This window comes from Ralstonia sp. RL (assembly GCF_001683835.1).
Lineage (GTDB): Bacteria > Pseudomonadota > Gammaproteobacteria > Burkholderiales > Burkholderiaceae > Ralstonia > Ralstonia mannitolilytica.
The window spans coordinates 41,921-63,340 of record NZ_LWRX01000090.1; the positions used below are offsets into that span (position 1 = coordinate 41,921).

A 21,420-nucleotide genomic window follows, 5' to 3' on the forward strand; every position below is an offset into this window, starting at 1 on the left:
GTGTCAGTGCGCTGCGGGCTGGGAAGGCGTGGCGGTACGCAGAAGCTCGCGCGCGATGATGAGCTGCTGCACTTCGGTCGCACCTTCGTAGATCCGCAGCGAGCGGATCTCGCGGTACAGGCGCTCCACCGGCTGCTCGCTCACCACGCCCAGGCCGCCCCACATCTGCACGGCGGCGTCGATCACCTGCTGCGCGTTCTCGGTAGCGGTCAACTTGGCCATGGCAGCCTCGCGCGTCACGTTGCGGCCCTGGTCGCGCTGCCATGCGGCGCGGTACGTCAACAGCGCGGCGCTGTCGATGGCGGTGGCCATCTGCGCAAGCTTGGCCTGCGTGAGCTGGAAATCGGCCAGCACGCCGCTGAACATCTTGCGGGTGGTGGCGCGCGCCAGCGCTTCGTCCAGCGCGCGGCGCGCAAAACCCAGCGCGGCTGCCGCCACCGACGTGCGGAACACATCGAGCGTTCGCATCGCCACCTTGAAGCCCTCGCCTGCCGCGCCCACGCGCTGGCTGGCCGGAATGCGGCAGTTGATAAAGCGCAGGCGCGCCAGCGGGTGCGGCGCAATCACGTCGATGCGCTCCGCAATCTCAAAGCCCGGCGTACCGGCTTCGACGATGAACGCGCTGATGCCGCGCGAGCCCGGCGCCTCGCCGGTGCGGGCAAACACGACGTAGAAGTCTGCGATGCCGCCGTTGGAAATCCACGTCTTCTCGCCGTCGAGCACATAGTGGGTGCCGTCTTCACGCGCGGCGCAGGCCATGGCGGCCACATCGGAGCCGGCGTCGGGTTCGGACAGCGCAAATGCAGCGATAGCCTCGCCGCGCGCGACCTTCGTCAGATAGCGTTCGCGCTGCTCCGGCGTGCCGTGCAACGAGATGGCGCCGGAGCCCAGCCCCTGCATCGCAAACGCAAAGTCGGCCAAGCCGGAATGCCGCGCCAGCGTCTCTCGGATCAGGCAGATGGCGCGCGTGTCGATGGTCTCGGCCGCGCCGCCTTGCGCGGTGCCGCCCACGGCGTGGCGCAGCCAGCCGGCCTGGCCGAGCGACTTGACCAGCGCGCGGCACTCGGCATCCACATCGGGGCCGTGGTCGTGCGGAATGTGCTTCGTGGCCCAGGCGTCGAGTTCAGCTTCGAGCTGGCGGTGTTTGTCGTCAAAGAAGGGCCATTGCAGATGGTCTTTGTCGCTCATCTCAGTTCCCCTCGAACACCGGTTTCTGCTTGGCGACAAAGGCGTGGTACGCGCGCGAGAAGTCTTCGGTCAGCATGCAGATGGCCTGCGCCTGCGCCTCCGCCTCGATGGCCTGCTCGATCGTCATCGTCCATTCCTGGTGCAGCATCGTCTTGGTGATGCCGTTGGCAAAGGTCGGGCCGGCGGCCAGGTCGGCCGCCAGGGCTTGCGCTTGACTCAGCACTTCGGCCGGTTCGCACAGGCGGTTGAAGAAGCCCCAGCGCTCGCCTTCTTCGCCGCTCATCGAGCGGCCGGTGTAGAGCAGTTCGCTCGCGCGGCCCTGCCCGATGATGCGCGGCAGGATCGCGCAGGCGCCCATGTCGCAGCCGGCCAGGCCAACGCGGTTGAAGAGGAACGCCGTCTTGCTGCGCGCCGTGCCCAGGCGCAGGTCGGAAGACATCGCCAGGATGGCGCCCGCGCCGGCGCACACGCCGTCAACTGCAGCGACGATCGGCTGCGGGCACGCGCGCATCGTCTTCACCAACTCGCCCGTCATGCGCGTGAACATCAGCAGCTCGGGCGCCTTCAGTTGCACCAGCGGGCCGATGATCTCGTGCACATCGCCGCCGGAGCAGAAGTTGTCGCCCGCGCCGGCCAGCACGATGGCCTTGACGTCATCCGCCCATTTGAGCTGATGAAACAGGTCACGCAGCTCGGCATACGAATCGAACGTGAGCGGGTTCTTGCGCTCGGGCCGGTTGAGCGTGATGGTGGCAACGCCGCCTTCCACGGTCCACAGAAAGTGCTTGGCTTGATAGCCCGCCAGCGGTCGGCGGTTGCCGGCCAGCAGGGCCGGGTCCACATGGTGATTCGGGTCGGTCATGGTTGGGTCGGGTTCGTTCAAGGTTGATCTTCGCGGGCGTCCAGCTCTTGCTCGCGCTGCGCGAGGTGGACACGCAGGTGGCCGAGCTGCGCATAGAGCGCGTCTTTGTTGGCCATGCCAAGGCCGTCGAACATTTCGATCAGCCAGCGTTCGTGTTCGGCGGCCATCTCGGCAAAGTGGCGGCGGCCGGCATCCGTCAGCAGCACGCGAAAGGACCGGCGATCATCCGGATCCGCCTCGCGTTTGACAAGCCCTTCCTTCTCCAGCTGGTCGGTCAGGCCGGTGACGTTGCCGCCGGTCACCATCAGGTAGCGCGACAGCACGTTCATGCGCAGCCCGTCCGGGTGGCGATCGAGTTGCGCCAGATAGTCGAAGCGCGGCAGCGTGGTGTTGAAGCGCGTGCGCAGGCGCTGGCGGATCTGCTGTTCGATCTGCGTGCTGCACGCCAACAAGCGCAGCCAGATCTTGACGTCTATGTGGTCGTCCACATGCGCGCGGGCTTCCAGGCCGATACGTTCATCGCCCAGCGCATGCACGACGGCGTGGTGGCCTGAGGCGCGCGTGGCGAGTGCGGTTTTGCGCCGGGTGCGTTCGGTGCTCACATCACCTCCCCGCCGGATACCGAGATGGCCTGCCCCGTGATTGACGACGCGCCTTCGGAGCACAGCCACACCACGGCGTTCGCCACTTCGTCGGGCGCGATCAACCGACCCTGCGGGTTGCCCTTCACCAGCTCGGCCCGCGCTTCTTCCGCGCTGCGGCCGGTGCGGGCAACGATGCGGTCGATGCTCTCACGCACGATGTCGGTTTCCGTATAGCCGGGGCAGACTGCGTTGACGGTGACGCCGCGCGCCGCAAGCTCCAGCGCCAGCGAGCGCGTGAGCCCGATCACCCCATGCTTGGCCGCCACATACGCCGACACATACGGATAACCGCGTTGCCCCGCCGTGCTGGCAATGTTGACAATGCGGCCGCGGCCCGAGGCTTGCACATCGGCCAGCGCCGCCTGCGTGCACAGGAACGTGCCCGTCAGGTTGACGGCCAGCATGCGCTGCCATTGATCGAGCGTGGTCTTGGCAAACGGTGCGCTCTCCGCCTGGCCCGCGTTGTTGACAAGAATGGAGATGGGGCCGAGCCCCACGCGCGCGGATTCGAATGCGGCTGACACATTCGCCTCGTCGGTCACGTCGCACGTCACGACTTGTGCGCGGGCGCTGTCGGGCAACGTCTTGGCGGTGGCGTGCAGCACATCGGCGTTGCGGCCCATCAGCGTGAGCGTGGCGCCATGCGCCGCGAGTTGCGCGGCAATCGCCGCGCCGATTCCGCGCCCCGCGCCGGTAACAACGGCGTGGTGCCCGCTGAGCATTGCAGGTGTCGCCATCTCAAACCCCCTGCATGCGGTTGGCCTGCTCCAGCGGCGACAGCCCCGCCGCCTGCGCCGCCATCGCGCGCTCGCGCTCCAGGTTGCGCTCCAGCTGCAGCTTGCCTGCGCGATATTGCTTGGGCCACGGCATGTCGAGGTAGCCGATGCGCGCAGCTTCGTTCAGCGTCCAGGCCGGATTGGCCAAGTGCGGGCGCGCCACGGCGCACAGGTCGGCACGGCCCGCCGCGATGATGCTGTTGACGTGGTCTGCCTCGGAGATCGCGCCCACGGCAATCGTGGCGATGCCGGCCTCGTTGCGAACGCGGTCGGCAAACGGCGTCTGGAACATGCGGCCGTACACGGGCTGCTCCTTCTTGCTGACCTGGCCCGACGAGCAATCGATCATGTCCGCGCCTGCGGCCTTGAAGACGCGCGCAATTTCCACCGCATCGTCCGGCGTGATGCCGCCCTCCACCCAGTCGTGCGCCGAGATGCGCACCGACATCGGCTTGTTCTTCGGCCACACCTCGCGCACCGCGTGGAACACTTCCAGCGGGAAGCGCAGCCGGTTCTCCTGTGAACCGCCGTATTCGTCATTGCGCTGGTTCGTCAGCGGGGAGATAAACGACGACAGCAGATAGCCGTGTGCGCAGTGCAGCTCGAGCCAGTCGAAACCCGCCTGCGCCGCCAGCCGCGCCGAACGGACGAAATCATCACGCACGCGGTCCATGTCGTCGCGCGTCATGGCGCGCGACCACTGGCTCACGCCGTCCAGGTACTGCTGCGGCGATGCCGAGATGAGCGGCCAGTTCTGCCCTTCGTCCAGCGGCAGATCGATGCCCTCCCACGCCACACGGGTCGAGCCTTTGGCGCCGGCGTGGCCCAGCTGGATGCCGAGCTTCGCGTCGGTGTTGGCGTGCACGAACTCGACGATGCGCGCCCAGCCGTCGCGCTGCGCCGTGTTCCACAGGCCCGGGCAGCCCGGCGTGATGCGTGCATCGGGCGACACGCATGTCATCTCGGCCATGACGAGGCCAGCACCGCCCATCGCACGCGCGCCGAGATGCACAAGGTGGTAGTCCGCCGGCTGGCCGTCGACACACGAGTACTGCGCCATGGGCGACACCACCACGCGGTTCTTGAGCGTGACACCCCGCACGGTGAACGGCGTGAACATCGGCGGCACCGGGCCGTGCTGCGGCCCGCGCCGGACACCTGCCTGCTCGGCAATCCAGTCTTCAAACTGTTCGAGATAGCGCTTGTCGCGCTGGCGCAGGTTTTCGTGGCTGATGCGCTGGCTGCGCGTGAGCAGCGAATACGCAAACTGCTCGGTCGGCAGGCTCGTATAGCGGGCGACGTTCTCGAACCACTCGGTCGAGTTGCGCGCCGCGTTCTGGATACGCAGCACTTCCACGCTGCGCACGGCTTCGTAGTGTTCCAGCGCGCCGCGAAGGTCGCCCGGGTGCTCGCCGATGCTGCGTGCGAGTTCGATCGCATCTTCCAGCGCCAGCTTGGTGCCCGAGCCGATCGAGAAGTGTGCCGTGTGCGCCGCGTCGCCCATCAGCACCACCGGCGTGCCATTGGCATTGGCATGCACCCAGTGCCGGCACACCACGCGCGGAAACCGGATCCACTGTGCCGAACCGCGCAGGTGCGCCGCGTTGGAGATCAGCGGGTTGCCGTCGAGGTGCCTGGCGAACAGGCGCTCGCAGAAGGCGATGGCCTCTTCCTTCTCCATCGTGTCGAGCCCGACCTTGCGCCAGACCTCTTCGGGCGTCTCCACGATGAAGGTGGAGGTGTTGTCATCGAAGCGGTAGGCATGCGCCTGAAACCAGCCGTGCTCGGTCTCTTCGAATGCAAACGTGAACGCCTCGAACAGTTTGTGCGTGCCCAGCCACACAAAGCGGCAGCGGCGCGTGTCGATATCGGGTTGATACGTGGCGGCGTACTTGGTGCGGATGCGGCTGTTCAGGCCGTCGCTTGCGATGATGAGGTCGGCATCGGCGTACGCGGTGTCATCTTGCACGTCGGTTTCAAAGACCAGCCTGACGCCCTCTTCCTCGCAGCGCGCCTGCAGGATGTTCAGCAGGCGCTTGCGCCCGATGCCGCAGAAGCCGTGGCCGCCCGAACGCACCACCTGGCCGCGGATGTGGACTTCAATGTCGTCCCAGTGGTTGAAGGCATCGAGGATCTGCGCGGCGCTCTTGGCGTCGGCGCGCTGCAGGTTGCCCAGCGTCTGGTCAGAGAACACCACGCCCCAGCCGAAGGTGTCATACGGCCGGTTGCGCTCGACCACGGTGATGTCGTGTGACGGATCCTGCAGCTTCATGAGCAGGGCGAAGTAGAGGCCAGCCGGCCCACCACCAATACAGACGATCTTCATGACGGCTCCGCGTTCAATGCGGTAGTACCTTAGTCATGAATAGTTTAGTTGTAAAGTAATTTCAGGGAATGTCCGAAGGCAGGCGATGCAGCAGCACATGCGCGATGCGGCACGTCGTTCTTAATACTGGCTTAAGTTTGGCTTTCTAGAGTGGGCTCGTCACATACCAGTTCGAAGGCACCCTCATGACACCGCAAGAGATGCAAGCCCTGGACACCTTCCTTGCCCAGCTCGTCCAGGCGCGCGCCGAGGCGAAGGACCCGCACGCCGAAGCGCGCATCACGCAAGCCGTTGCCCAGCAGCCCGACGCCGCGTACCTGCTCGTGCAGCGCGCGATGCTGCTCGACCAGGCGCTGGCCGCAGCGCGCTCGCAGATTGCCGCTCTGCAGAATCAGCTGCAGGCGGCGCAGGCCGGCCGCAGCACAGCGTTCATGGACCCGGCCAACAACTGGGGCAACCACACCGCAGGCGCGGCGCCCACCCCGGGATACGCACCGCAGCAGGCCGCCCCAGCGCCCATGCCGCCTCAACCGCAAGCGGCCCAGGCCCAGCCCGCGCGCCCAGGGTTCTTGAGCGGCGGCCTCGGCAGCACGCTTGGCAGCATCGCCACCACGGCGGCCGGCGTGGCCGGCGGCGCGCTCCTGTTCCAGGGGATTGAAAACCTGCTGCACCACAACAACGGGGGTGGCGGCTTCCTTGGCCAGCAGCCGCTGATGGGCGGTCCCACCGAAACCGTGATCAACAACTATTTCGACGGGGACAGCGCCGGCACCACCACCACGGCCTCGCGCGACGACAGCCTCGGCCTGCTCGACGACAGCGACCTGGTCGGCAGCGACTATTCCGACGACGATTCGACGCTGATCTAGCCCCCAGGCCGAGCCCCACCCGATATCGCGCCCCGAGAAGGGAAGTTCCCAACTTGGGGCGCCTTTCTCGCCAGCTTTCCGCGGCAACACAGCTTCGACATGGCACCTGGAAAAAACAAGTTGCATATCTAACCATCACCGTCTAACATGCAACTCACCATGTTCGACCACTGCCTGTACTTCAACACCACCGCCCTGGCACGCAAGCTCGACCGCGTCTGGGCAGACGCCTTTGCGCCGTTCGGCCTGACGCCTCCGCAGGGCTTCATGCTCCGCGCGATCGTCGACCGCCCAGGCATGCTGCAGAGCGAGCTTTCGGCAGCCATGTCCATCACGCGGCCCACGGCGACCCGCGCGCTGGATGGGCTGGCAGCCAAGGGTTTGATCGAGCGCCGCAAGACGGAAGCCGATGGCCGCGAGACTGCCATCTTTCCGACGCGCGAAGCGGTGAAGATCGGGGCCGCGCTCAATGAAGCGAGCGGCGCCGTCACGGCACGGTTGAAGCGTGTGCTGGGCACCGCCGAGTTCACCGATACGGTGACGAAGATCCGGGGTGTGCGCTCGACCCTGACCTGAGCGTTTTTTTTGGTACATATAGTTGCATTGCTAATTAACAAGGAGAATCATCATGCCGATCCTCAACGTCAAAGTCAGTGCCCAGCGTTCTGCCGAGATGACGCAGAAGATCGCGTCCACGCTGCTCGAACTCACCTCGCGCATCCTCGGTAAAGACCCGAAGGTGACGGCCATCGCCATCGACTACATCGACCCGGCGGACTGGGTCGTCGGCGGGCAAACGTTGGCTGCGCAGGGCAAGAACAGCGTCTATTTCGACATCAAGGTGACGGACGAAACCAACACCAAGGCAGAGAAGGCGCAGTACATCGCCGAGGCGTTCGAGGCCTTCTCAGCACTGCTCGGCAATCTGCACGAGGAGTCCTATATCTATATACAGGACGTCCGGGCCGCGGCTTACGGCTATGGCGGCAAGACGCAGGAGTACCGCTTTCAGCACGCGTGAGGTGGGCGCGCAGCACGGCAGGCCAAACTTCATGGGCAAATCATGAACCGCATGGGTGCATTCTTTGCGGCCAGCTGGCTGGCCGCCGCGTTGCTGTATTTCGGCCAGCACTCGCTGGCGTCCATGGCCCTGGCAGGCATTGTGCTGCTGGCCGGGTTCGATCTGCTGCGGCCCTGAACCTCGCGCCCATGCGCGTGCGGTTCAATCTCGCAGGGCGTTGGCAAAGGCTTCCACCACATCGGCAGAGGCGTCGGTGATGGCCCAGTAACCCATACCGGCACGGCGCCAGTGCAGCAACTGGTAGCCGCGCTCGGTGCGCAGGACGGGCGCCGTGTCGGTGCCGCTTTCGGGCCGCACGTACAGGTCGACCGGATGCTGGGCCGCGCGATAGACGAGCACCGCCACCGGGTGGCCGTCCACATAATCGAGCCGCCCCCCGACCAGCGGAAACCCGCGCGCGGCCAGATCCACGACCGGCGGCGCGTAATCGATGCGGCCGTTGAACCACGGCTTGACGGTATGGCGATCCGACGACACGACGTCGGTCTCGCGCGCGCCCAGCAGCGCCCGTACATGGCTGGCCGTGATATCGCGGGCGGTCAGCGCCGAGGTGTCGGGGCGGCCAACGAGTACGCCCACGCCAAGCGCCATGGCGGCAACGGCGCCGGCGCTCAAACCCCAGCCCACGCCGGTGCCGGGCGCCACCAGCCAGCCGGTCAAGCGTTTCCACGCCGAGCCTGCGCTGCGGCGCGCCGCCGACGGTGAGGCCGGTTGCGCGCCCGCCTCCGCTTGCACGGCGGACCGCACGCGGGCGGCCAGGTCGGCCGGCGCCCTCGCATACAGCGCCGGCGCGCGCAAACCTTGGCGCAACGCATCCACGGTGGCGTCATGGCGCGCGGCCGCCTCCGCGCAGCCGGCGCAGGCGGCAAGGTGCGCATCCATGCGCAGGCTGTCGGCCGCAGCGAGTTCGCCATCGGCGCGCGCAGCAAGCAGGGCGCGGATGTCGTCACAGGTCATGGCGGGCCTCCTTGGTGCCCTTGGGGGGATTGCCGCTGCCCGCCGTTGCGCGGATGGGCGTCACGTTCGTGCGCGGCGGCGCGCCGTCTTCGGTCAACAGGCGCGCGAGCTGCTGCCGCGCACGGGCCAGCCGCGACATGACCGTCCCGATCGGCGCCTCGATGATCACCGCGATATCACGATAGGGCAGCTCCTCCAGCTCGCGCAGCACGATCACCTCGCGATACGGCACGGGAAGCCGTGCCAGCGCGGCCTGCACGCGGCGCACATCATCCACGCGAGCGAGCAGCGCGGCCGGGTCGATGCCGTAGCCGGGGGTGTCGTCGTCGGTGGTATCGAACGCCTCGTCCCAGGGCTGGGCGGGCGCCTGCTTGCGGCGCGCGCATTCGGAGTACCACGTGTTGCGCACGATCGCGAGCAGCCACGGACGGCCGTCTGCGCCGCGGAATCCGCCGAACAGCCGGAACGCGCGCAGGCAGGCTTCCTGGACGATGTCGTCGGCGTCCTGCGTGTTGCCGGCGAGCCAACGCGCCAGGTTGTAGGCGGCATCGACATGCGGCAGCACGGCCAGCGCAAAACGCTGGGCGTCGGCGGACGGCGCGAGGGCAGGGTCGGGCATGGCAGCCTGGGGGCAGTTGACCTGGGTATACCAAGGCGCAAACCAGTTTATTCCCGCACCCGAGAAATTTCGCGGCAAACGCGCGTTTGGCGGAATACGCCGCATCCGCCCCCGGTATGACAGGCAGGACCGGCGCACCCGTCACCGCGCCGGCTCGACCATCCAACCCAGGGGACCCTCATGAGCCAATCACCCGGACGACGCCAGTTCCTGCAACTCGCGGCAGTGGGCGGTGCGGTCTACGCCTCCGGCCTGCACGGCTGGCAGGCCATGGCCGCCACTGCGCACGCAAACGGCCGCGCGCCGGAAGACTTCTACTTCGTGCAGCTATCCGACACGCACTGGGGCTTCAAGGGCGCACCCAACCCCGATGCACGTGGCACGCTGCCCAAGGCGATTGCCGCCGTGAATGCGCTCTCGCCCGCGCCGGATTTCGTCATCTTCACGGGCGACCTGACGCACATCAGCGACGACCCGGCGGAGCGCCGCAAGCGTCTTGCCGAATTCCGCGACCTGGCCGCGGGGCTCAACGTGCCCGTGGTCCGGACCATGCCCGGCGAGCACGATGCTTCGCTGGACAACGGCGAGGCCTATATCGAACTCTTCGGCCGCACGCACTATTCGTTCGATCACAAGGGCGTGCACTTCATCGCCATCGACAACGTGTCGGACCCGTCCGCGCGCGTGGGCGATGCACAGCTCGCGTGGCTGGCGGCAGATGTGCGCTCCGTGCCGGCGCACACGCCCATCGTCGTGTTCACGCACCGGCCGCTGTTCGATCTGTACCCGCAATGGGACTGGGCCACGCGCGATGGCCAGCAGGTCATCGACCTGTTGATGCCGCACCCCAACGTGACGGTGTTCTACGGCCACATCCACCAGGAGCATCACCACATGACCGGGCACATTGCGCATCACTCGGCGCGCTCGCTGATGTTCCCGCTGCCCGCACCGCCCGCGCCGGGCTCGCAGGCCAAACGCAACCCGATCCCTTGGGATGCCGCCGCACCGTATCGCGGCCTGGGCTGGCGCAGCATCGCCGAGCACGGCAAGCAGGACGCCGCCACCTGGGCGCTGGCCGAGCAGCCGATCCAACCCACCAGCGAAGCCACCGCCACCAAAGCCCCGGAGACCACCTGACATGCGCGCCTTCATCGCACACAACCCCAAGCGCCGCCTGGCGCTGCGTCAGTTCACCGTGCTCGCGGCCGGCGCGGCCCTCGCCTGCATTGCGCACGGCGAGGGCCCGGCGGTGATCCGCGTGCACGCGCGCAAGTTCACGTTCACGCCAGACAAGATCACGCTCAAGCGGGGTGTGCCCGTGGTGTTCGAACTGACCGGGCAGGACATCCTGATGGGTTTTTCGATTCCGGATTTCAACGTACGGGCCGATGTGGTGCCGGGGCAGACCGTGCGGCTGGCGCTCACACCCGACAAGACGGGCACGTTCGATTTCCTGTGCGACATCTTCTGCGGCTCGGGCCACGAGACGATGAATGGAACGCTGACCGTCACCTGAAGCGCAGCGCCGTCCCCAACGCAAAACGCCCCGAACAGGTCGGGGCGTTTTCATCTGCGAGCGCGGTCTTAGGCCAGCGCGTCGCCCTCGGCCAAGGTCAGCAGCAGTTCGTCGAGTCGCTCCAGGGTGGAGGTCATGCCGTCCTTCAACCCCATGTCGATGACCTTCTGCACATCCTCCGGCGAGTTGTACAACACCACGGTCGTCACGAGGGTGCGTTCGCCTGCATCGGCAAAGGTGACATCCCAGCGGGCGCGGGGCAGATCCGGATTCACCGCGCCGGCTTCATCAGAAAACGCATCAAGGGCCGAATAGCCGTCGATCGGCTTGATCTTCTGATAGTCCAGGCGGCTCCAGAACGACTGTCCATCGGGGGTGATCATGGCGTAGTGCCAGTAGCCGCCCTCTTTGAATTCCATGTGCTTGGTCTTGGTGGTCAGCGGCTTGGGCGCAAACCACTGATCGAGCAGTTCGCGCTTCGTGTGGCAATCCCACACAAGCTGGCGCTTCGCCGCGAACTCTCGCCTCACCGTGAGGCTGCTCTTTTGCATGTCGACCACGAAATCAAACCGAAGATCAGCCTTCACTGCCTTCTCCTTGGAGTTTCTCTAAGAGGTTGTCCAGATTGCGGTACCTGCTCGCCCAGATCGCGTGCTGTTGCTCAAACCAGCGCTCGGCGGCCGCCAGCTTCTGGCGCTCGAGCATGCACGTCCGGATTCGCCCGCTCTTTTCCGAGCGGACCAGCCCGACGCCTTCCAGCACCCGCATGTGCTTCATGAACGACGGCAGCGCCATGTCGAATGGCCCTGCCAGTTCACTGACCGTCGCGGGCCCTTCGCCGAGCCGTTGAATAACCGCCCTGCGCGTTGGGTCCGAAAGCGCGTGAAATACCGCGTCTAGCGCAATTCCATTGTTATCCATTTGGCTAACTATACGCTTGAGAATCCGTCGATGCAAGCGCGCTCAACGACGCGTGCCGATGCGCGACATTGGTCCGCAAAAGTGTCCACATACCCATGCTAGGATGACTTTCCCCCCGGCAGCCGCCACACCGCACATGACGACCATCTACGCGACCCTCGGCGTGCAGCCGGACGCGACCCTGGACGAAATCAAGCGCGCTTACCGCCGCGCCGCAATGAAGTGGCACCCCGATCGCAACCCCGGCCGCGAAGCCGAGGCCTATGCGGCGTTCCAGGAGATCCGCGAGGCCTACGCCATCCTCTCCGACGCTGAGCAGCGGCGCGTCTACGACGAGGTCTTCGCGCAGGAAATGCAGCGTTGGCAAGCGGAGCGTGACGCACAGGAAGCACAGGAGCGCGAAGCGCAACGCGAGCGCGAACGCCTTGCGCAGGAACGCTACGAAACGATGGTCGCGACAGCCATGCGCTTTGCCGAGGATGGCCACAATCGCGACGTCCTGTTCGGCGTGCTGCTCGGTCGGGACTGCGATGCAGAACTGGCCGCGCGCATCGCCGACAGCGTGTGGGCCTTGCAGGAAGCGCGCCGCTCGCCCGAGCCTGCAACGGATGCGTCCGACACGTGCGCAGCCTCGACGCCCGAAGAACCAGCGTCCGCGCCCGACGAGCCAGCGTCGCCGCGCCGTGCGTTCGAATCGTTCTGGCATGGTTTGTTTGGTGTGCGGCAATAGCGTGCCGGATTCCCACGAGCGTGGGGCGGCGAGACACCATCCGACCGGCCATAGCCCCTGCTCAGACGAAGCAGCCATCGGCACACTCTGCGCCATCGTTTCCGTGCCATAGAGAAAGCGATCGAGGCTTGGAACCCTCGCACATAACGGGCAAGCGCCGAGCATAGGTGCTTGTCCTCAACCGCTATGGCTTGGCTTCGTCTCCCTCATTGGGCGAGCCAGGCTTGTACGGCTTCGGCCGTGCCGATTGTTATGTGTCGGTGTTCCAAACCTGCCTGGGTTCGCCCGCCCTTTGCCCGCTGTGGAGCACGTCATACATCCACGACTGCGGTCGTATTGCACGTAGTAACGTCGATATTCGCCGCTAACTGAACGTTGGACCGCAAGGAGTCGCTCGACGCGCCAACAACATGTGAATTCTTGTTGGGCTGATAGAAGTCGGGGCCCGTGCAAGCTAGCCTTGCCAGTTCTCCCGCGTTGGCCGCTGGTTGGCTCATTGCAAAACGCGGGTTCCATGACTTCTGTTGGAACACCGTCGATGGGCCACCGTCCTGCCTTGCTGAATGCGCGCACAGTTTCCGTCACGGGCCAAGGCCTGCCCGAGATTCTCGGCGAACCGGCGTTGGTGTTCTCCAAGCTCTCCGGCACCGAGCGGCTGTGCGAACTGTTCGAGTACGAAATCGAACTCAAGACCCCCGACGAACGCAACGTCCTCTACGGCCCCGGTGCCGACCTCGACACCAACGCATTACGGGGCCAGGAACTCACCGTCACCATCGCCCTGGATGGCCCCGACGCCGGCACCCGAGAAATCAGCGGGCTTGTCACCGACATCGTCGGCCCCATCCCAGTCAATGGCGGTCGCCAACTCAAATACCGTCTCACCCTGCGCCCCTGGCTTTGGCTTGCCACGCTCAACCGCGACACCCGCATCTTCCAGCAGCAGACAGTGGTGGAGATTCTGGACACGCTGCTCGGAGGCTACATCTTCCCCGTCGAGCGCCGCCTGGACATCGCCCGCTATCCCAAGCGCGAATACCAAGTCCAATACAACGAGTCCGACTTCGAATTCTTCCAGCGCCTGACGCAGGAATGGGGCATCGCCTGGCACATCGAGCACAGTGACGGTAAACACCGCTTGGTGCTGACGGATGGCAACGGCGCCTTTGCTCCCTTCGCCAGTCCTGCCTATCAAACCATCCGCTGGCAGCCGTCTTCCGACCGCATCGACGAAGAACACCTGCACACCTTCGAGCTGCACGACAAAGTCGTCTCCGGCCAATGGGCCGCCACCGACTACGACTTCGTCAAGCCCAGTGCCGATCTCACCGTCCGCACAGCCGACCCGCTGGACACCGCCCACGCCAACGCCGAAGTGCGCGAATGGCCCGGCGACCACAGCCAACCCGCCACCGGCAACGACCCCTGGGCCGAAGGCGACCAGATTGCCCGCCTGCGCATGGAAGCGATACGCCAGCATGGCCGGCGTGCCCGGGGTGCCGGCAACGTGCGTGCTATGGTGCCCGGCTGCACCTTCGAACTCACGCACTTCCTGCAAGACAGCGCCAACTGCGAATACCTCATCCTCGGCGCTGCCCTCCTGATAGAGGACGTCCCCGAGGCCTCCGGCCACGGTACACCCTGGCGCTGCGAAGTCAGCTTCACCGCCCAGCCCACCAACGAACTCTTCCGCCCCGAGCGCACCCAGTCCAAGCCTCGTACCAATGGCGTCCAGACTGCGATCGTCGTAGGGCCCGAGAACCAAGAAATCTGGACCGACGAATACGGCCGCGTCAAAGTGCAGTTCCACTGGGACCGCATCGGCCAGAAGAATGCCAACAGCTCCTGCTGGGTCCGTGCGTCCTCCCCCTGGCAGGGCGAACGCTTCGGCGCCATCCAGATTCCGCGTATCGGACAGGAAGTGATTGTCGATTTTCTGAACGGCGATCCGGATTGTCCGATTATTACGGGGCGTGTCCCGAACCGGAACAACATGCCGCAGTGGCCGATGCCAGGGCACCATGCGCTCTCTGGTTTCGTCAGCAAGGAACTGTTTGGCGGGCGCACCAACACCTTCGTCCAGGATGACACGCAGGGCCAAATCCAGACGCAACTGCAAAGCGATCACCAGAACTCCAGCCTGAGCCTGGGCTATATCACCCGTGTCCTGCGCGGCACCGGACGCCAGGACAAACGGGGCGAAGGGCTGGAAGCACGCACCGATGGCCATGCCGCAGTACGCGCCGCACTGGGACTGCTTCTAACCACCCTGCGCCGCCCTGAGGCCGAGGGTGGCATGATGAGCGTCGAAGACGTGATCGGCTTCATGCAAGAGGCGCTGACGTTGGCGGACTCGCTCGGGCAAAGCGCCGTCAACGGGCAAGCGCAAACTGGCGAGCAACAGAACGTAGCCAAGGTGCTGCACAGGCAGGCCGATGCCATCAAGGGCGGCGGCAAACTCGCCGAATTCAGTGAGCCTCACATCACGGTAGCGAGCCAGGCGGGCATTCTGGCTTCAGCCCCAGGCACCACCCACATCGCCAGCGGCGAGCATATTGCACTCACCAGCGGGCAACATCTGTCCTTCTCCTCAGGCGGCGGCATGTATGCCACCGCGACCGAACGCTTCTCGTTGTTTGTACAGCGCGACGGCATCAAGCTGTTCTCCGCCAAAGGCAAGGTCGAGATGCAAGCGCAATCCGACGCTATGGACCTGCTGGCGCAGAAGGTGCTGCGCATCCTGTCAACGACAGACTGGGTCGAGATCAGCGGCAAGAAGGGCATCCGCCTGAACGTCGGCGGCAACGAAATCCGCATCACCCCTGAAGGCATCGAAAACCTCTCGCAAGGCAAATGGGCTGTGTACTCCGCAAGCAAGTTGCTGACCGGGCCGAAGACGGCGACCTATGCCATGCCCACCACCAAGATTTGCGCCCACCTCGCAGCCGGTGCCGCTACGAGCGGTGCGGGCGCTGTACCTATCCAGTAAGTAATGGTCATGACGAAATTCAAGACCGAGCATCTGGTGCCGAAACCGTGGCCGTCCGCTTGGGACGACGGCTTGCTCGTGCTGGACCTGCTAAACCACGATCCTGTCGTACTGGATTTGTCATCGCTGCCCCTGCACGAGTGCCTACCTTCCGGGGTGGGTGACAACGCCAGCCTGATGCCGATGTTGCTGGATCTGGCCAAGACGCCTCCGGACATGCGGCATGCCTTGGCGCATTTGATGTGGCGAGGTGCACAGCGTGCCGACCCGCCTGTGGTGTGTGCCCGGCTACAAGGGCCAGCGCCGATCCAAGACGTGGCTACCCATCTGGCAGGCTGCCTCATTGGCACGGATCATCGACAGGGGCAAGCGCTATGGCGCTTCTACGATCCGCACGTCTTCATCCACATGGCATGGCTGTTGCGCCCCGCGCAACTGCACGCGCTTTACGGGCCGTGCGAAACCTGGGGCCTTGCCTGGGCGGGCGACTGGTATGAACTGGAGCGACCCGCCGCACCCGCGCAATCGGACAACACCGATCCACGCCCATGGTGGCCGGATGCCAAGCAGTGGCCATCGATCCAGCATGTGGTCGATATCGAACAGGTACTGGCTCGTATCGCCTCGCCCGCCAAGCCATCGATTGCTCAGGCCCCCAATGTCGATCGGCTACTCCGGTTTGCTACCGAAGATCTGCATATTCGCAGCGATACCGACCGCAGGCACTACGCCACGTATGCCGCAGCCTTTGGCCAGCCGTTCGAGCACCACGCCAAGCTGCAAGCGCTGTGGCCCGCCGTCGCCAGCGGCGAGGTGACGTTGCGCCAAGCGATGGCGCAGTTGTCTACCAACGACTGGGAACTCATGCGGATCATGGCCCGAACCGCCAAACAGACTCAAAGCCCCACGCAGCATGGATAACGCCAAGAAATCCGTCGACCGCTTCACCCCGCCCGTCAAAGGCTGCCAGTTCTGCGACCATGCACCGGGGCTGGCCGTCTTTCCGGTTCGCTACGCCGTCGTTGGGCCGGAAGACAAAGTCGGCGCCCCCACACTGTCCGGCAACTTCAAGATCGAGAACGCCCCAGCCCAGTTGGGCGGCGGTGCCCAGTACACCCTGCGCACCATGCGCCCCGGCTTCCTCTACCTGTTTCACGAAGCCTTGCAGTTGTGGGAGTCTTACCTCGTCGTCAACGGTGGCCACCTGTGGAAGATCATTCCGGAGCGTCCCGCCCCGCCCAGGTCCCCCGACGAGTTCTTCTGCAGCATGGGTATCGGGCATGGCTATACCTCGATGTATTTCACCATCCCCGACGCCGAGCATGCCACCACCGTGTGGTATGCCTACTCGCACGTACAGTGGACAAAGTCGCAGCTCGACGAGAACAAGAACCGCGCCGACGTACGCCGGCAGCACATGCAATCGCTCAACGTGCAGACCTGGCTTGCCAGCCACAAGGCACCGCACGCCGCACGCGCCACCGAGCTTAGCCAGCATGTCGCCTCCTACGCCATGCCGCCCGAAGCACAGGACAAGGCTTTCCAGTATCTGAGCGCCCCGCCGCGCACCAAGGCGGGCAATCGCCTGGACCTGATCGGCTTGAACGCTGGCGCCATTCTTTCTGAAACCATGGAGCGCGTCTCGCCCGGTGATGCGCTCATGTTGGCCTTCGAAGACCCCAAAGGCATCATTAAAGACCTCGCCGCGCTCACCAGCGACAAGATGCACGCGCGTGCCGTCAACAGCGTCATCTGGGACAAGACCACCGATTTCCTGCTCGACCGGTTGCAAGCCAACCTTGAAGCTCAGGCCATCGCTCGTATGACCGCAGAAGAACAAGCCCGGCGCACGGAAACCGATGCAGAAGGCCGTCCCGGCTACGAACTCCTGTCGGCCATGTTCGCCTACGAAAGGACTAAGGCGCGCTGGGCCAGAGAAGACGCCGAGCGCGAAGCCACGCGCCAGAAGCGCGAGACTGATGCCAAGACCGCCGCCTGGAAACCCTACGCCGACGTGCTCGACAACAGCAAGCGGCACCGCGACCATACGGCGCGCTTGAAAACACTCAACGAAACCGTTCTCGCCCCAATTGCGCAGAGCCACAGCCAGTGGCTCACCAGCGGCCAATTCACCAGCTACATGACCCATCGTCATGACCGGATGGACCTCGCGCACGGCTACCACTACAACGAAGCCCTCACACGTTGCATCGAAGGTGCACTCGACACCGTTGAGTGCCGCAAAGTCATCAAGCGCTGGTACGAAGACGCTAACCCGCAAAAGGACAGCAACCTGCTGGCCCGCGCGCTGTATCTCAACTACCAACCGGCAATCAAGACCGTGGCGGACCCGACCGACGCGGCCTACGGCGCCATGCTGGCCGTCTTCCGGTCTGGGCTGGACGCCATGGACGGCTTGCTGGATCGCGGACTGTCACTGACCGCAGCCGTCACCAAGCTCAAGCTCGTACCGCGCTTGGCCTGGGTGCTGTCCGACGAGATCATCCCGGCGCTGGCAAACAGGCTGGGTTCCAAAACCGCCAGGATGTTCATTCATGGCCTGAGCCTGTTCGGCGGGGCGCGCATCGTCCCGGTCGACAAAAACCTCTTGCAGCTTCGGGCCTCCACGCTGGGCGATCTCAAGGCACAGAACGCCAAACTGTATGACCAGCTTGGCCGGACCCAGCGCCGGGAGGAAGCGTATGCCTTTGCCCGGCGTGCCAAGGGCCTGGCTCAGAATACCCGCCTGGTGTGGTTCGATCCGAAAGACCTCACCAACACGGCGGGACTAGGCGCGCTAGAACTGAGAACCACCGCCGACGTTCCCGGCGTCAAACAAGTCAAGGCGGCACTGAACTCACCGCACGTCAACATCGGCGCGATCGCGTGCATTCTGCAAGGCGTGGCGGTCTACCACGCCGCACGGTCCTTCCGGGCTGCGGGCGAGTTTGACGAAGCGGAGAAAGGCACCAAGCTCATGGGCGGGCTGGTGACGATGGTGGGGACGCTGGCCGAGCAGGCGGGCGTGGCAGTGTCCAAGGCGCCGACGCATCCGCTGGTGGCAAGAGCCATGCGGGCTACGCCGCGAGAAGAATGGGTGGCGAAGGGAGAAAGACTGGCGCGCGGGGGAAGGTGGATTGGCTTTGCGGGAGCAACTGTGGCTGTTGGGTGGGATGCTTACCATGCGGGCGATGAGTACATGAAAGGAAATCGCCTCGTCGCGGTTTTGTATATGACCTCAAGCGCTTCTGGCCTCGCGGCAGCAGCGCTCCCGGTCGCAGCCGATATTTTCCCTCTGATATTTGGTGGGGTCCCGGTCTGGCCGGCCCTTGTAATCCTGTTTGGCGTGAACGTTGGCTTGGCGATGCTGGATGATCCCGCCACGCTCAAGTGGGTTCAGAAATGCCGCTTTGCCAAGCGGCCCGACCCCGACAAATATCACTCGATGGAAGCCGAGTGGAAGGAGTTTGTGCAATTGGGAATCGAAGTCAAGGACGAGGGCGTGAAATGAGATTTGCGCCAAAAGATGAGCGTATTTATTTTTACCAAAGAGGCAAGCCACTTGGAGAGTGGGAGCGAGAACACCGGCTGCACATTGACCAACCCGCGAGCGATGAGATTTTCGAGATTGGTAACGTCTACCGTATCGACTCGACGTGCCTGGAGATCACCGACGAATCGCAAACGCGTGTGCAGTTGGCCGGGATGCTGCTCTTGATCTGTGCAGTCGCGGTCGGATTTTCACTTTTCCTCGGGGCGATGTTTGCATCGACACCATTTCATGTCTCAGCCGAAGAGATGAGGGAGAATGGAAATTGGATTGCGACTGTATTTGGAACGATCCTCGGGCTTGCATCTTCTGCATTCTTCGGCCTAATTGGAGGCGACGCAGCCCGCCGCTATCTGCTTTCCCTCAAGCGCCGTCCCATCCGCCTGAATCGCAAGACGCGGCGCATCTACGCCATGCGCACCAAAGACCGCGAGGGCCTTTGGGAAGTGCCCTGGAGCAACGACGAGTTCTTTTGCATCGGCAAGCGTAGGGTGGGCGGCTTATCCACCAGCTATTCCATGTACGACATCCGCCACTACACACTGGATGCAAACGGCAACGTCGTGCGCGGCTTCGTGCTCGGGCGATTGATGTTCACGCTGGAGCAAGCCCAACAACAATGGGAGTACTACCGTCGCTACATGCAAGACGGCCCCGCCGATTTGCCCGAGCCGCACCGCTTCTGGAACCCCCGCGAATCGTTCTGGGAAGGCTTCAAGATTTGTCGCGAAGACAAGCTCTCCAGCCTGTTCAGTTCGCTCTTCGACTACGTCTTCTTCCCGTTCATGCTGCTGGACGCGACGGTACGCTGGCTTGTGCTTGCCACCTGTAGCGACCCGGTGTGGCCCGCCGAGATTGAGGCAGCCTGCAAGCCCGAACCCAACGACCCGTACGCCCGCCCCTACGCCGACGACTACATCGGTTTCGCCAGCGGACCAGGCGGCAGGCCCTCGCGGGCAGACCTGGAACGCGCGTGGGCACTGGAACCCCAGCGCAGGCGAGAGGGCGCGCTGACCCGATCCGAGGCAGAAGCCATCCTCAAGCAACAGAAATCCCAGGCGGTGTTTAACGCGATGATCGCGCCAACGCTCGATTCACCTGTCAAAAATTCAACATGACTCACGAACAAACGATCGCCACCGCTTCCGCAACAACCAGTACGGGCCCGTTGGCCTGGCGAGCAATCGAGATTGACCAGCACACCGACGAATGGAAGCTCAGCGTGCTGCTGATGGACGGTTTCATCACCGAAGCCGTCCATGATCAAGCGATCCAATTGCTTCAAGACACGAAGGCCGTCAGCACGAAGCGCATTCTCCTTGACGCCCCGCTGTTTGCCAGCCCTGGGGGCGCCATGCATTGGCTGGTCAAGCATGGTCTCGTGCCTGACGAGATGTTGGATGAGGTTGCATCCAAGGTCTTGAAGACGTCCGAAAGCGACGAAGACCTTGTGGCCGAGACCCGGCTAATTTCCTATTGTGAGCTGGATCCAGATCGTTTTCTGGAAAAAATCAGACCGATTTCGATCCGGATGAATCGGCGTAAAAGGCTGTGGCGCTTTGGCGGGTGGGCGACAGGGCTTGGCGTTGTGGCGGCGGCAGCAGCCTTCTACCTCGCCCCTCCCACCACGCCAGCCTGTAAATCGAAGGGGGCATCCGCATCCTTATTCAATATATCGATGAGTTCGTACTTGTCATCGATCGATGCAATACAGGCAGGACCTCCTGATTTGTCTAACATTCGGGAAATCGGATACGAAAACACTTCACGCTCCCGTGGATGCACGGTTGATGTCAAGGTCGGTGATTTGAAGACGACCGTTGGTTTTGTCATTCGCCCAGCGGCCGAGGGGGGCTCTGGTTTTGAGGTCGCTATGGTGCCCGCGGAGTTTGTTCAGACCCAATACGGTGGCGACCAACATAGCGAATCGCTGGGGGCGCCAATCGGAAACGAGAGGCTCCGCAAAGCGTTCATGGACGGCCTAGAGGTGTTGCAAAAGAAAGACCTTTCAGCCTCACCGACAAATAATCGGCAGGACCGGTTCGGCGTCAGCCATTCAAAAACATTGAGCCAGCGCGTGATGTCCTTGAGCCCCACGGCCGATTGCACCGAGAAATCGCCCACCCAACTGTCATGCCCTTTGCGCATCGCATACGAGGACCCGCTACTTGCAAAACTCTCGGAAAATGGCGTGCTTGAAATCGATGAGAAATTTACCTTTGAAAAGAAGGGGCAACTCGGTCGATGGCATGTGTCGGAGCAATTTGAGATTGAGTTTCTGGCTGCGTTGAGCAAGGCATTGGCAGCCGCGCCTAAGAGCCTATTCCCTGAAAGTACCGTCCAGGGGAACATCAAAGACAAGAAGTAAGGACAGCACAAGCATGGACGG

21 protein-coding genes are annotated in these 21,420 nt (G+C 64.1%); 12 read left to right on the plus strand and 9 right to left on the minus strand.

Going from position 1 to position 21,420, the window contains the following annotated elements; all coding sequences use genetic code 11:
- Positions 1–3 precede the first annotated feature (3 nt).
- The 5 genes from A6M56_RS08400 to A6M56_RS08420 are packed head-to-tail and all read right to left on the minus strand — an operon-like array spanning position 4 to position 5,796.
- Positions 4–1,188 (minus strand): acyl-CoA dehydrogenase family protein, encoded by a 1,185-nt coding sequence (locus A6M56_RS08400; RefSeq protein ID WP_102079170.1) that lies wholly within the window; start codon positions 1,186–1,188, stop codon positions 4–6.
- Between the two features lies 1 nt (position 1,189).
- Positions 1,190–2,050 carry an enoyl-CoA hydratase family protein gene (locus tag A6M56_RS08405; RefSeq protein ID WP_102079171.1) on the minus strand — a complete coding sequence of 287 codons (861 nt, stop codon included), beginning with the start codon at positions 2,048–2,050 and terminating at the stop codon, positions 1,190–1,192.
- Between the two features lie 17 nt (positions 2,051–2,067).
- Positions 2,068–2,652, minus strand: a complete 585-nt coding sequence (locus A6M56_RS08410; RefSeq protein WP_045219190.1) for a MarR family winged helix-turn-helix transcriptional regulator — start codon at positions 2,650–2,652, stop codon at positions 2,068–2,070.
- The gene (locus A6M56_RS08415; protein ID WP_102079172.1) at positions 2,649–3,431 is read right to left on the minus strand and encodes an SDR family NAD(P)-dependent oxidoreductase; all 783 of its coding nucleotides are present in this window, start codon (positions 3,429–3,431) and stop codon (positions 2,649–2,651) included. The genes A6M56_RS08410 and A6M56_RS08415 overlap by 4 nt, the downstream gene beginning before the upstream one ends.
- A 1-nt stretch (position 3,432) precedes the next feature.
- Entirely contained in the window at positions 3,433–5,796 is a 2,364-nt protein-coding gene (locus A6M56_RS08420; protein WP_102079173.1) for a bifunctional salicylyl-CoA 5-hydroxylase/oxidoreductase, read from the minus strand.
- Between the two features lie 185 nt (positions 5,797–5,981).
- Between A6M56_RS08420 and A6M56_RS08425 the strand changes: the two genes are divergently transcribed.
- The 4 genes from A6M56_RS08425 (at position 5,982) to A6M56_RS08440 (ending at position 7,863) form a co-directional block, all read left to right on the plus strand.
- Complete coding sequence (locus tag A6M56_RS08425; protein WP_045220364.1) at positions 5,982–6,665, plus strand: DUF2076 domain-containing protein; 684 nt, start codon at positions 5,982–5,984, stop codon at positions 6,663–6,665.
- A 159-nt stretch (positions 6,666–6,824) separates the two neighbouring features.
- Entirely contained in the window at positions 6,825–7,241 is a 417-nt protein-coding gene (locus tag A6M56_RS08430) for a MarR family winged helix-turn-helix transcriptional regulator (RefSeq protein WP_102079451.1), read from the plus strand.
- A gap of 52 nt (positions 7,242–7,293) precedes the next feature.
- Positions 7,294–7,686, plus strand: a complete 393-nt coding sequence (locus tag A6M56_RS08435) for a tautomerase family protein (protein ID WP_045219185.1) — start codon at positions 7,294–7,296, stop codon at positions 7,684–7,686.
- A 42-nt stretch (positions 7,687–7,728) separates the two neighbouring features.
- On the plus strand, positions 7,729–7,863 hold the full coding sequence (locus A6M56_RS08440) for a hypothetical protein (RefSeq protein ID WP_045219183.1): 135 nt from the start codon (positions 7,729–7,731) through the stop codon (positions 7,861–7,863).
- Positions 7,864–7,887: 24 nt separating this feature from the next.
- Here A6M56_RS08440 and A6M56_RS08445 read toward each other — a convergent pair whose 3' ends face one another.
- Both A6M56_RS08445 and A6M56_RS08450 read right to left on the minus strand, forming a co-directional pair.
- Positions 7,888–8,703, minus strand: a complete 816-nt coding sequence (locus A6M56_RS08445; RefSeq protein WP_062738603.1) for an anti-sigma factor family protein — start codon at positions 8,701–8,703, stop codon at positions 7,888–7,890.
- Positions 8,693–9,322: an RNA polymerase sigma factor gene (locus A6M56_RS08450; protein WP_102079174.1), complete on the minus strand. Its 630-nt coding sequence runs from the start codon at positions 9,320–9,322 to the stop codon at positions 8,693–8,695. The genes A6M56_RS08445 and A6M56_RS08450 overlap by 11 nt, the downstream gene beginning before the upstream one ends.
- 180 nt (positions 9,323–9,502) lie before the next feature.
- On the opposite strand from A6M56_RS08450, the gene A6M56_RS08455 reads away from it, so the two are divergent.
- Complete coding sequence (locus tag A6M56_RS08455) at positions 9,503–10,462, plus strand: metallophosphoesterase family protein (RefSeq protein WP_102079175.1); 960 nt, start codon at positions 9,503–9,505, stop codon at positions 10,460–10,462.
- 1 nt (position 10,463) lies between these two features.
- The gene (locus A6M56_RS08460; protein WP_062738600.1) at positions 10,464–10,841 is read left to right on the plus strand and encodes a cupredoxin domain-containing protein; all 378 of its coding nucleotides are present in this window, start codon (positions 10,464–10,466) and stop codon (positions 10,839–10,841) included.
- A 68-nt stretch (positions 10,842–10,909) separates the two neighbouring features.
- Here the strand turns inward: A6M56_RS08460 and A6M56_RS08465 are convergent, their stop codons facing one another.
- Complete coding sequence (locus A6M56_RS08465) at positions 10,910–11,428, minus strand: SRPBCC family protein (protein WP_102079176.1); 519 nt, start codon at positions 11,426–11,428, stop codon at positions 10,910–10,912.
- A complete protein-coding gene (locus A6M56_RS08470; protein ID WP_102079177.1) occupies positions 11,418–11,762 on the minus strand; it encodes an ArsR/SmtB family transcription factor in 345 nt (114 codons plus the stop codon). Before A6M56_RS08470 ends, A6M56_RS08465 begins: the two co-directional genes overlap by 11 nt.
- A gap of 136 nt (positions 11,763–11,898) precedes the next feature.
- Between A6M56_RS08470 and A6M56_RS08475 the strand changes: the two genes are divergently transcribed.
- From A6M56_RS08475 to A6M56_RS08500, 6 genes are all read left to right on the plus strand, one after another.
- The gene (locus tag A6M56_RS08475; protein ID WP_180964199.1) at positions 11,899–12,492 is read left to right on the plus strand and encodes a J domain-containing protein; all 594 of its coding nucleotides are present in this window, start codon (positions 11,899–11,901) and stop codon (positions 12,490–12,492) included.
- 514 nt (positions 12,493–13,006) lie between these two features.
- A complete protein-coding gene (locus A6M56_RS08480; RefSeq protein WP_257983940.1) occupies positions 13,007–15,481 on the plus strand; it encodes a type VI secretion system Vgr family protein in 2,475 nt (824 codons plus the stop codon).
- Positions 15,482–15,490: 9 nt separating this feature from the next.
- Positions 15,491–16,402, plus strand: a complete 912-nt coding sequence (locus A6M56_RS08485; RefSeq protein WP_157774017.1) for a DUF4123 domain-containing protein — start codon at positions 15,491–15,493, stop codon at positions 16,400–16,402.
- Positions 16,395–18,992: a T6SS effector BTH_I2691 family protein gene (locus A6M56_RS08490; protein ID WP_102079179.1), complete on the plus strand. Its 2,598-nt coding sequence runs from the start codon at positions 16,395–16,397 to the stop codon at positions 18,990–18,992. Before A6M56_RS08485 ends, A6M56_RS08490 begins: the two co-directional genes overlap by 8 nt.
- The gene (locus A6M56_RS08495; RefSeq protein ID WP_240480059.1) at positions 18,989–20,149 is read left to right on the plus strand and encodes a DUF6708 domain-containing protein; all 1,161 of its coding nucleotides are present in this window, start codon (positions 18,989–18,991) and stop codon (positions 20,147–20,149) included. Before A6M56_RS08490 ends, A6M56_RS08495 begins: the two co-directional genes overlap by 4 nt.
- Positions 20,146–21,399 carry a hypothetical protein gene (locus tag A6M56_RS08500; protein WP_062738594.1) on the plus strand — a complete coding sequence of 418 codons (1,254 nt, stop codon included), beginning with the start codon at positions 20,146–20,148 and terminating at the stop codon, positions 21,397–21,399. Before A6M56_RS08495 ends, A6M56_RS08500 begins: the two co-directional genes overlap by 4 nt.
- Positions 21,400–21,420: the final 21 nt, after the last annotated feature.

What these genes read in the sequence shown, in the direction of transcription:
- A6M56_RS08400 (WP_102079170.1), bottom strand. Translation starts at nt 1,188, where the DNA reads ATGAGCGACAAAGACCATCTGCAATGGCCCTTCTTTGACGACAAACAC.
- A6M56_RS08405 (WP_102079171.1), bottom strand. Translation starts at nt 2,050, where the DNA reads ATGACCGACCCGAATCACCATGTGGACCCGGCCCTGCTGGCCGGCAAC.
- A6M56_RS08415 (WP_102079172.1), bottom strand. Translation starts at nt 3,431, where the DNA reads ATGGCGACACCTGCAATGCTCAGCGGGCACCACGCCGTTGTTACCGGC.
- A6M56_RS08420 (WP_102079173.1), bottom strand. Translation starts at nt 5,796, where the DNA reads ATGAAGATCGTCTGTATTGGTGGTGGGCCGGCTGGCCTCTACTTCGCC.
- A6M56_RS08425 (WP_045220364.1), top strand. Translation starts at nt 5,982, where the DNA reads ATGACACCGCAAGAGATGCAAGCCCTGGACACCTTCCTTGCCCAGCTC.
- A6M56_RS08430 (WP_102079451.1), top strand. Translation starts at nt 6,825, where the DNA reads ATGTTCGACCACTGCCTGTACTTCAACACCACCGCCCTGGCACGCAAG.
- A6M56_RS08435 (WP_045219185.1), top strand. Translation starts at nt 7,294, where the DNA reads ATGCCGATCCTCAACGTCAAAGTCAGTGCCCAGCGTTCTGCCGAGATG.
- A6M56_RS08440 (WP_045219183.1), top strand. Translation starts at nt 7,729, where the DNA reads ATGAACCGCATGGGTGCATTCTTTGCGGCCAGCTGGCTGGCCGCCGCG.
- A6M56_RS08445 (WP_062738603.1), bottom strand. Translation starts at nt 8,703, where the DNA reads ATGACCTGTGACGACATCCGCGCCCTGCTTGCTGCGCGCGCCGATGGC.
- A6M56_RS08450 (WP_102079174.1), bottom strand. Translation starts at nt 9,322, where the DNA reads ATGCCCGACCCTGCCCTCGCGCCGTCCGCCGACGCCCAGCGTTTTGCG.
- A6M56_RS08455 (WP_102079175.1), top strand. Translation starts at nt 9,503, where the DNA reads ATGAGCCAATCACCCGGACGACGCCAGTTCCTGCAACTCGCGGCAGTG.
- A6M56_RS08460 (WP_062738600.1), top strand. Translation starts at nt 10,464, where the DNA reads ATGCGCGCCTTCATCGCACACAACCCCAAGCGCCGCCTGGCGCTGCGT.
- A6M56_RS08470 (WP_102079177.1), bottom strand. Translation starts at nt 11,762, where the DNA reads ATGGATAACAATGGAATTGCGCTAGACGCGGTATTTCACGCGCTTTCG.
- A6M56_RS08475 (WP_180964199.1), top strand. Translation starts at nt 11,899, where the DNA reads ATGACGACCATCTACGCGACCCTCGGCGTGCAGCCGGACGCGACCCTG.
- A6M56_RS08480 (WP_257983940.1), top strand. Translation starts at nt 13,007, where the DNA reads ATGACTTCTGTTGGAACACCGTCGATGGGCCACCGTCCTGCCTTGCTG.
- A6M56_RS08485 (WP_157774017.1), top strand. Translation starts at nt 15,491, where the DNA reads ATGACGAAATTCAAGACCGAGCATCTGGTGCCGAAACCGTGGCCGTCC.
- A6M56_RS08490 (WP_102079179.1), top strand. Translation starts at nt 16,395, where the DNA reads ATGGATAACGCCAAGAAATCCGTCGACCGCTTCACCCCGCCCGTCAAA.
- A6M56_RS08495 (WP_240480059.1), top strand. Translation starts at nt 18,989, where the DNA reads ATGAGATTTGCGCCAAAAGATGAGCGTATTTATTTTTACCAAAGAGGC.
- A6M56_RS08500 (WP_062738594.1), top strand. Translation starts at nt 20,146, where the DNA reads ATGACTCACGAACAAACGATCGCCACCGCTTCCGCAACAACCAGTACG.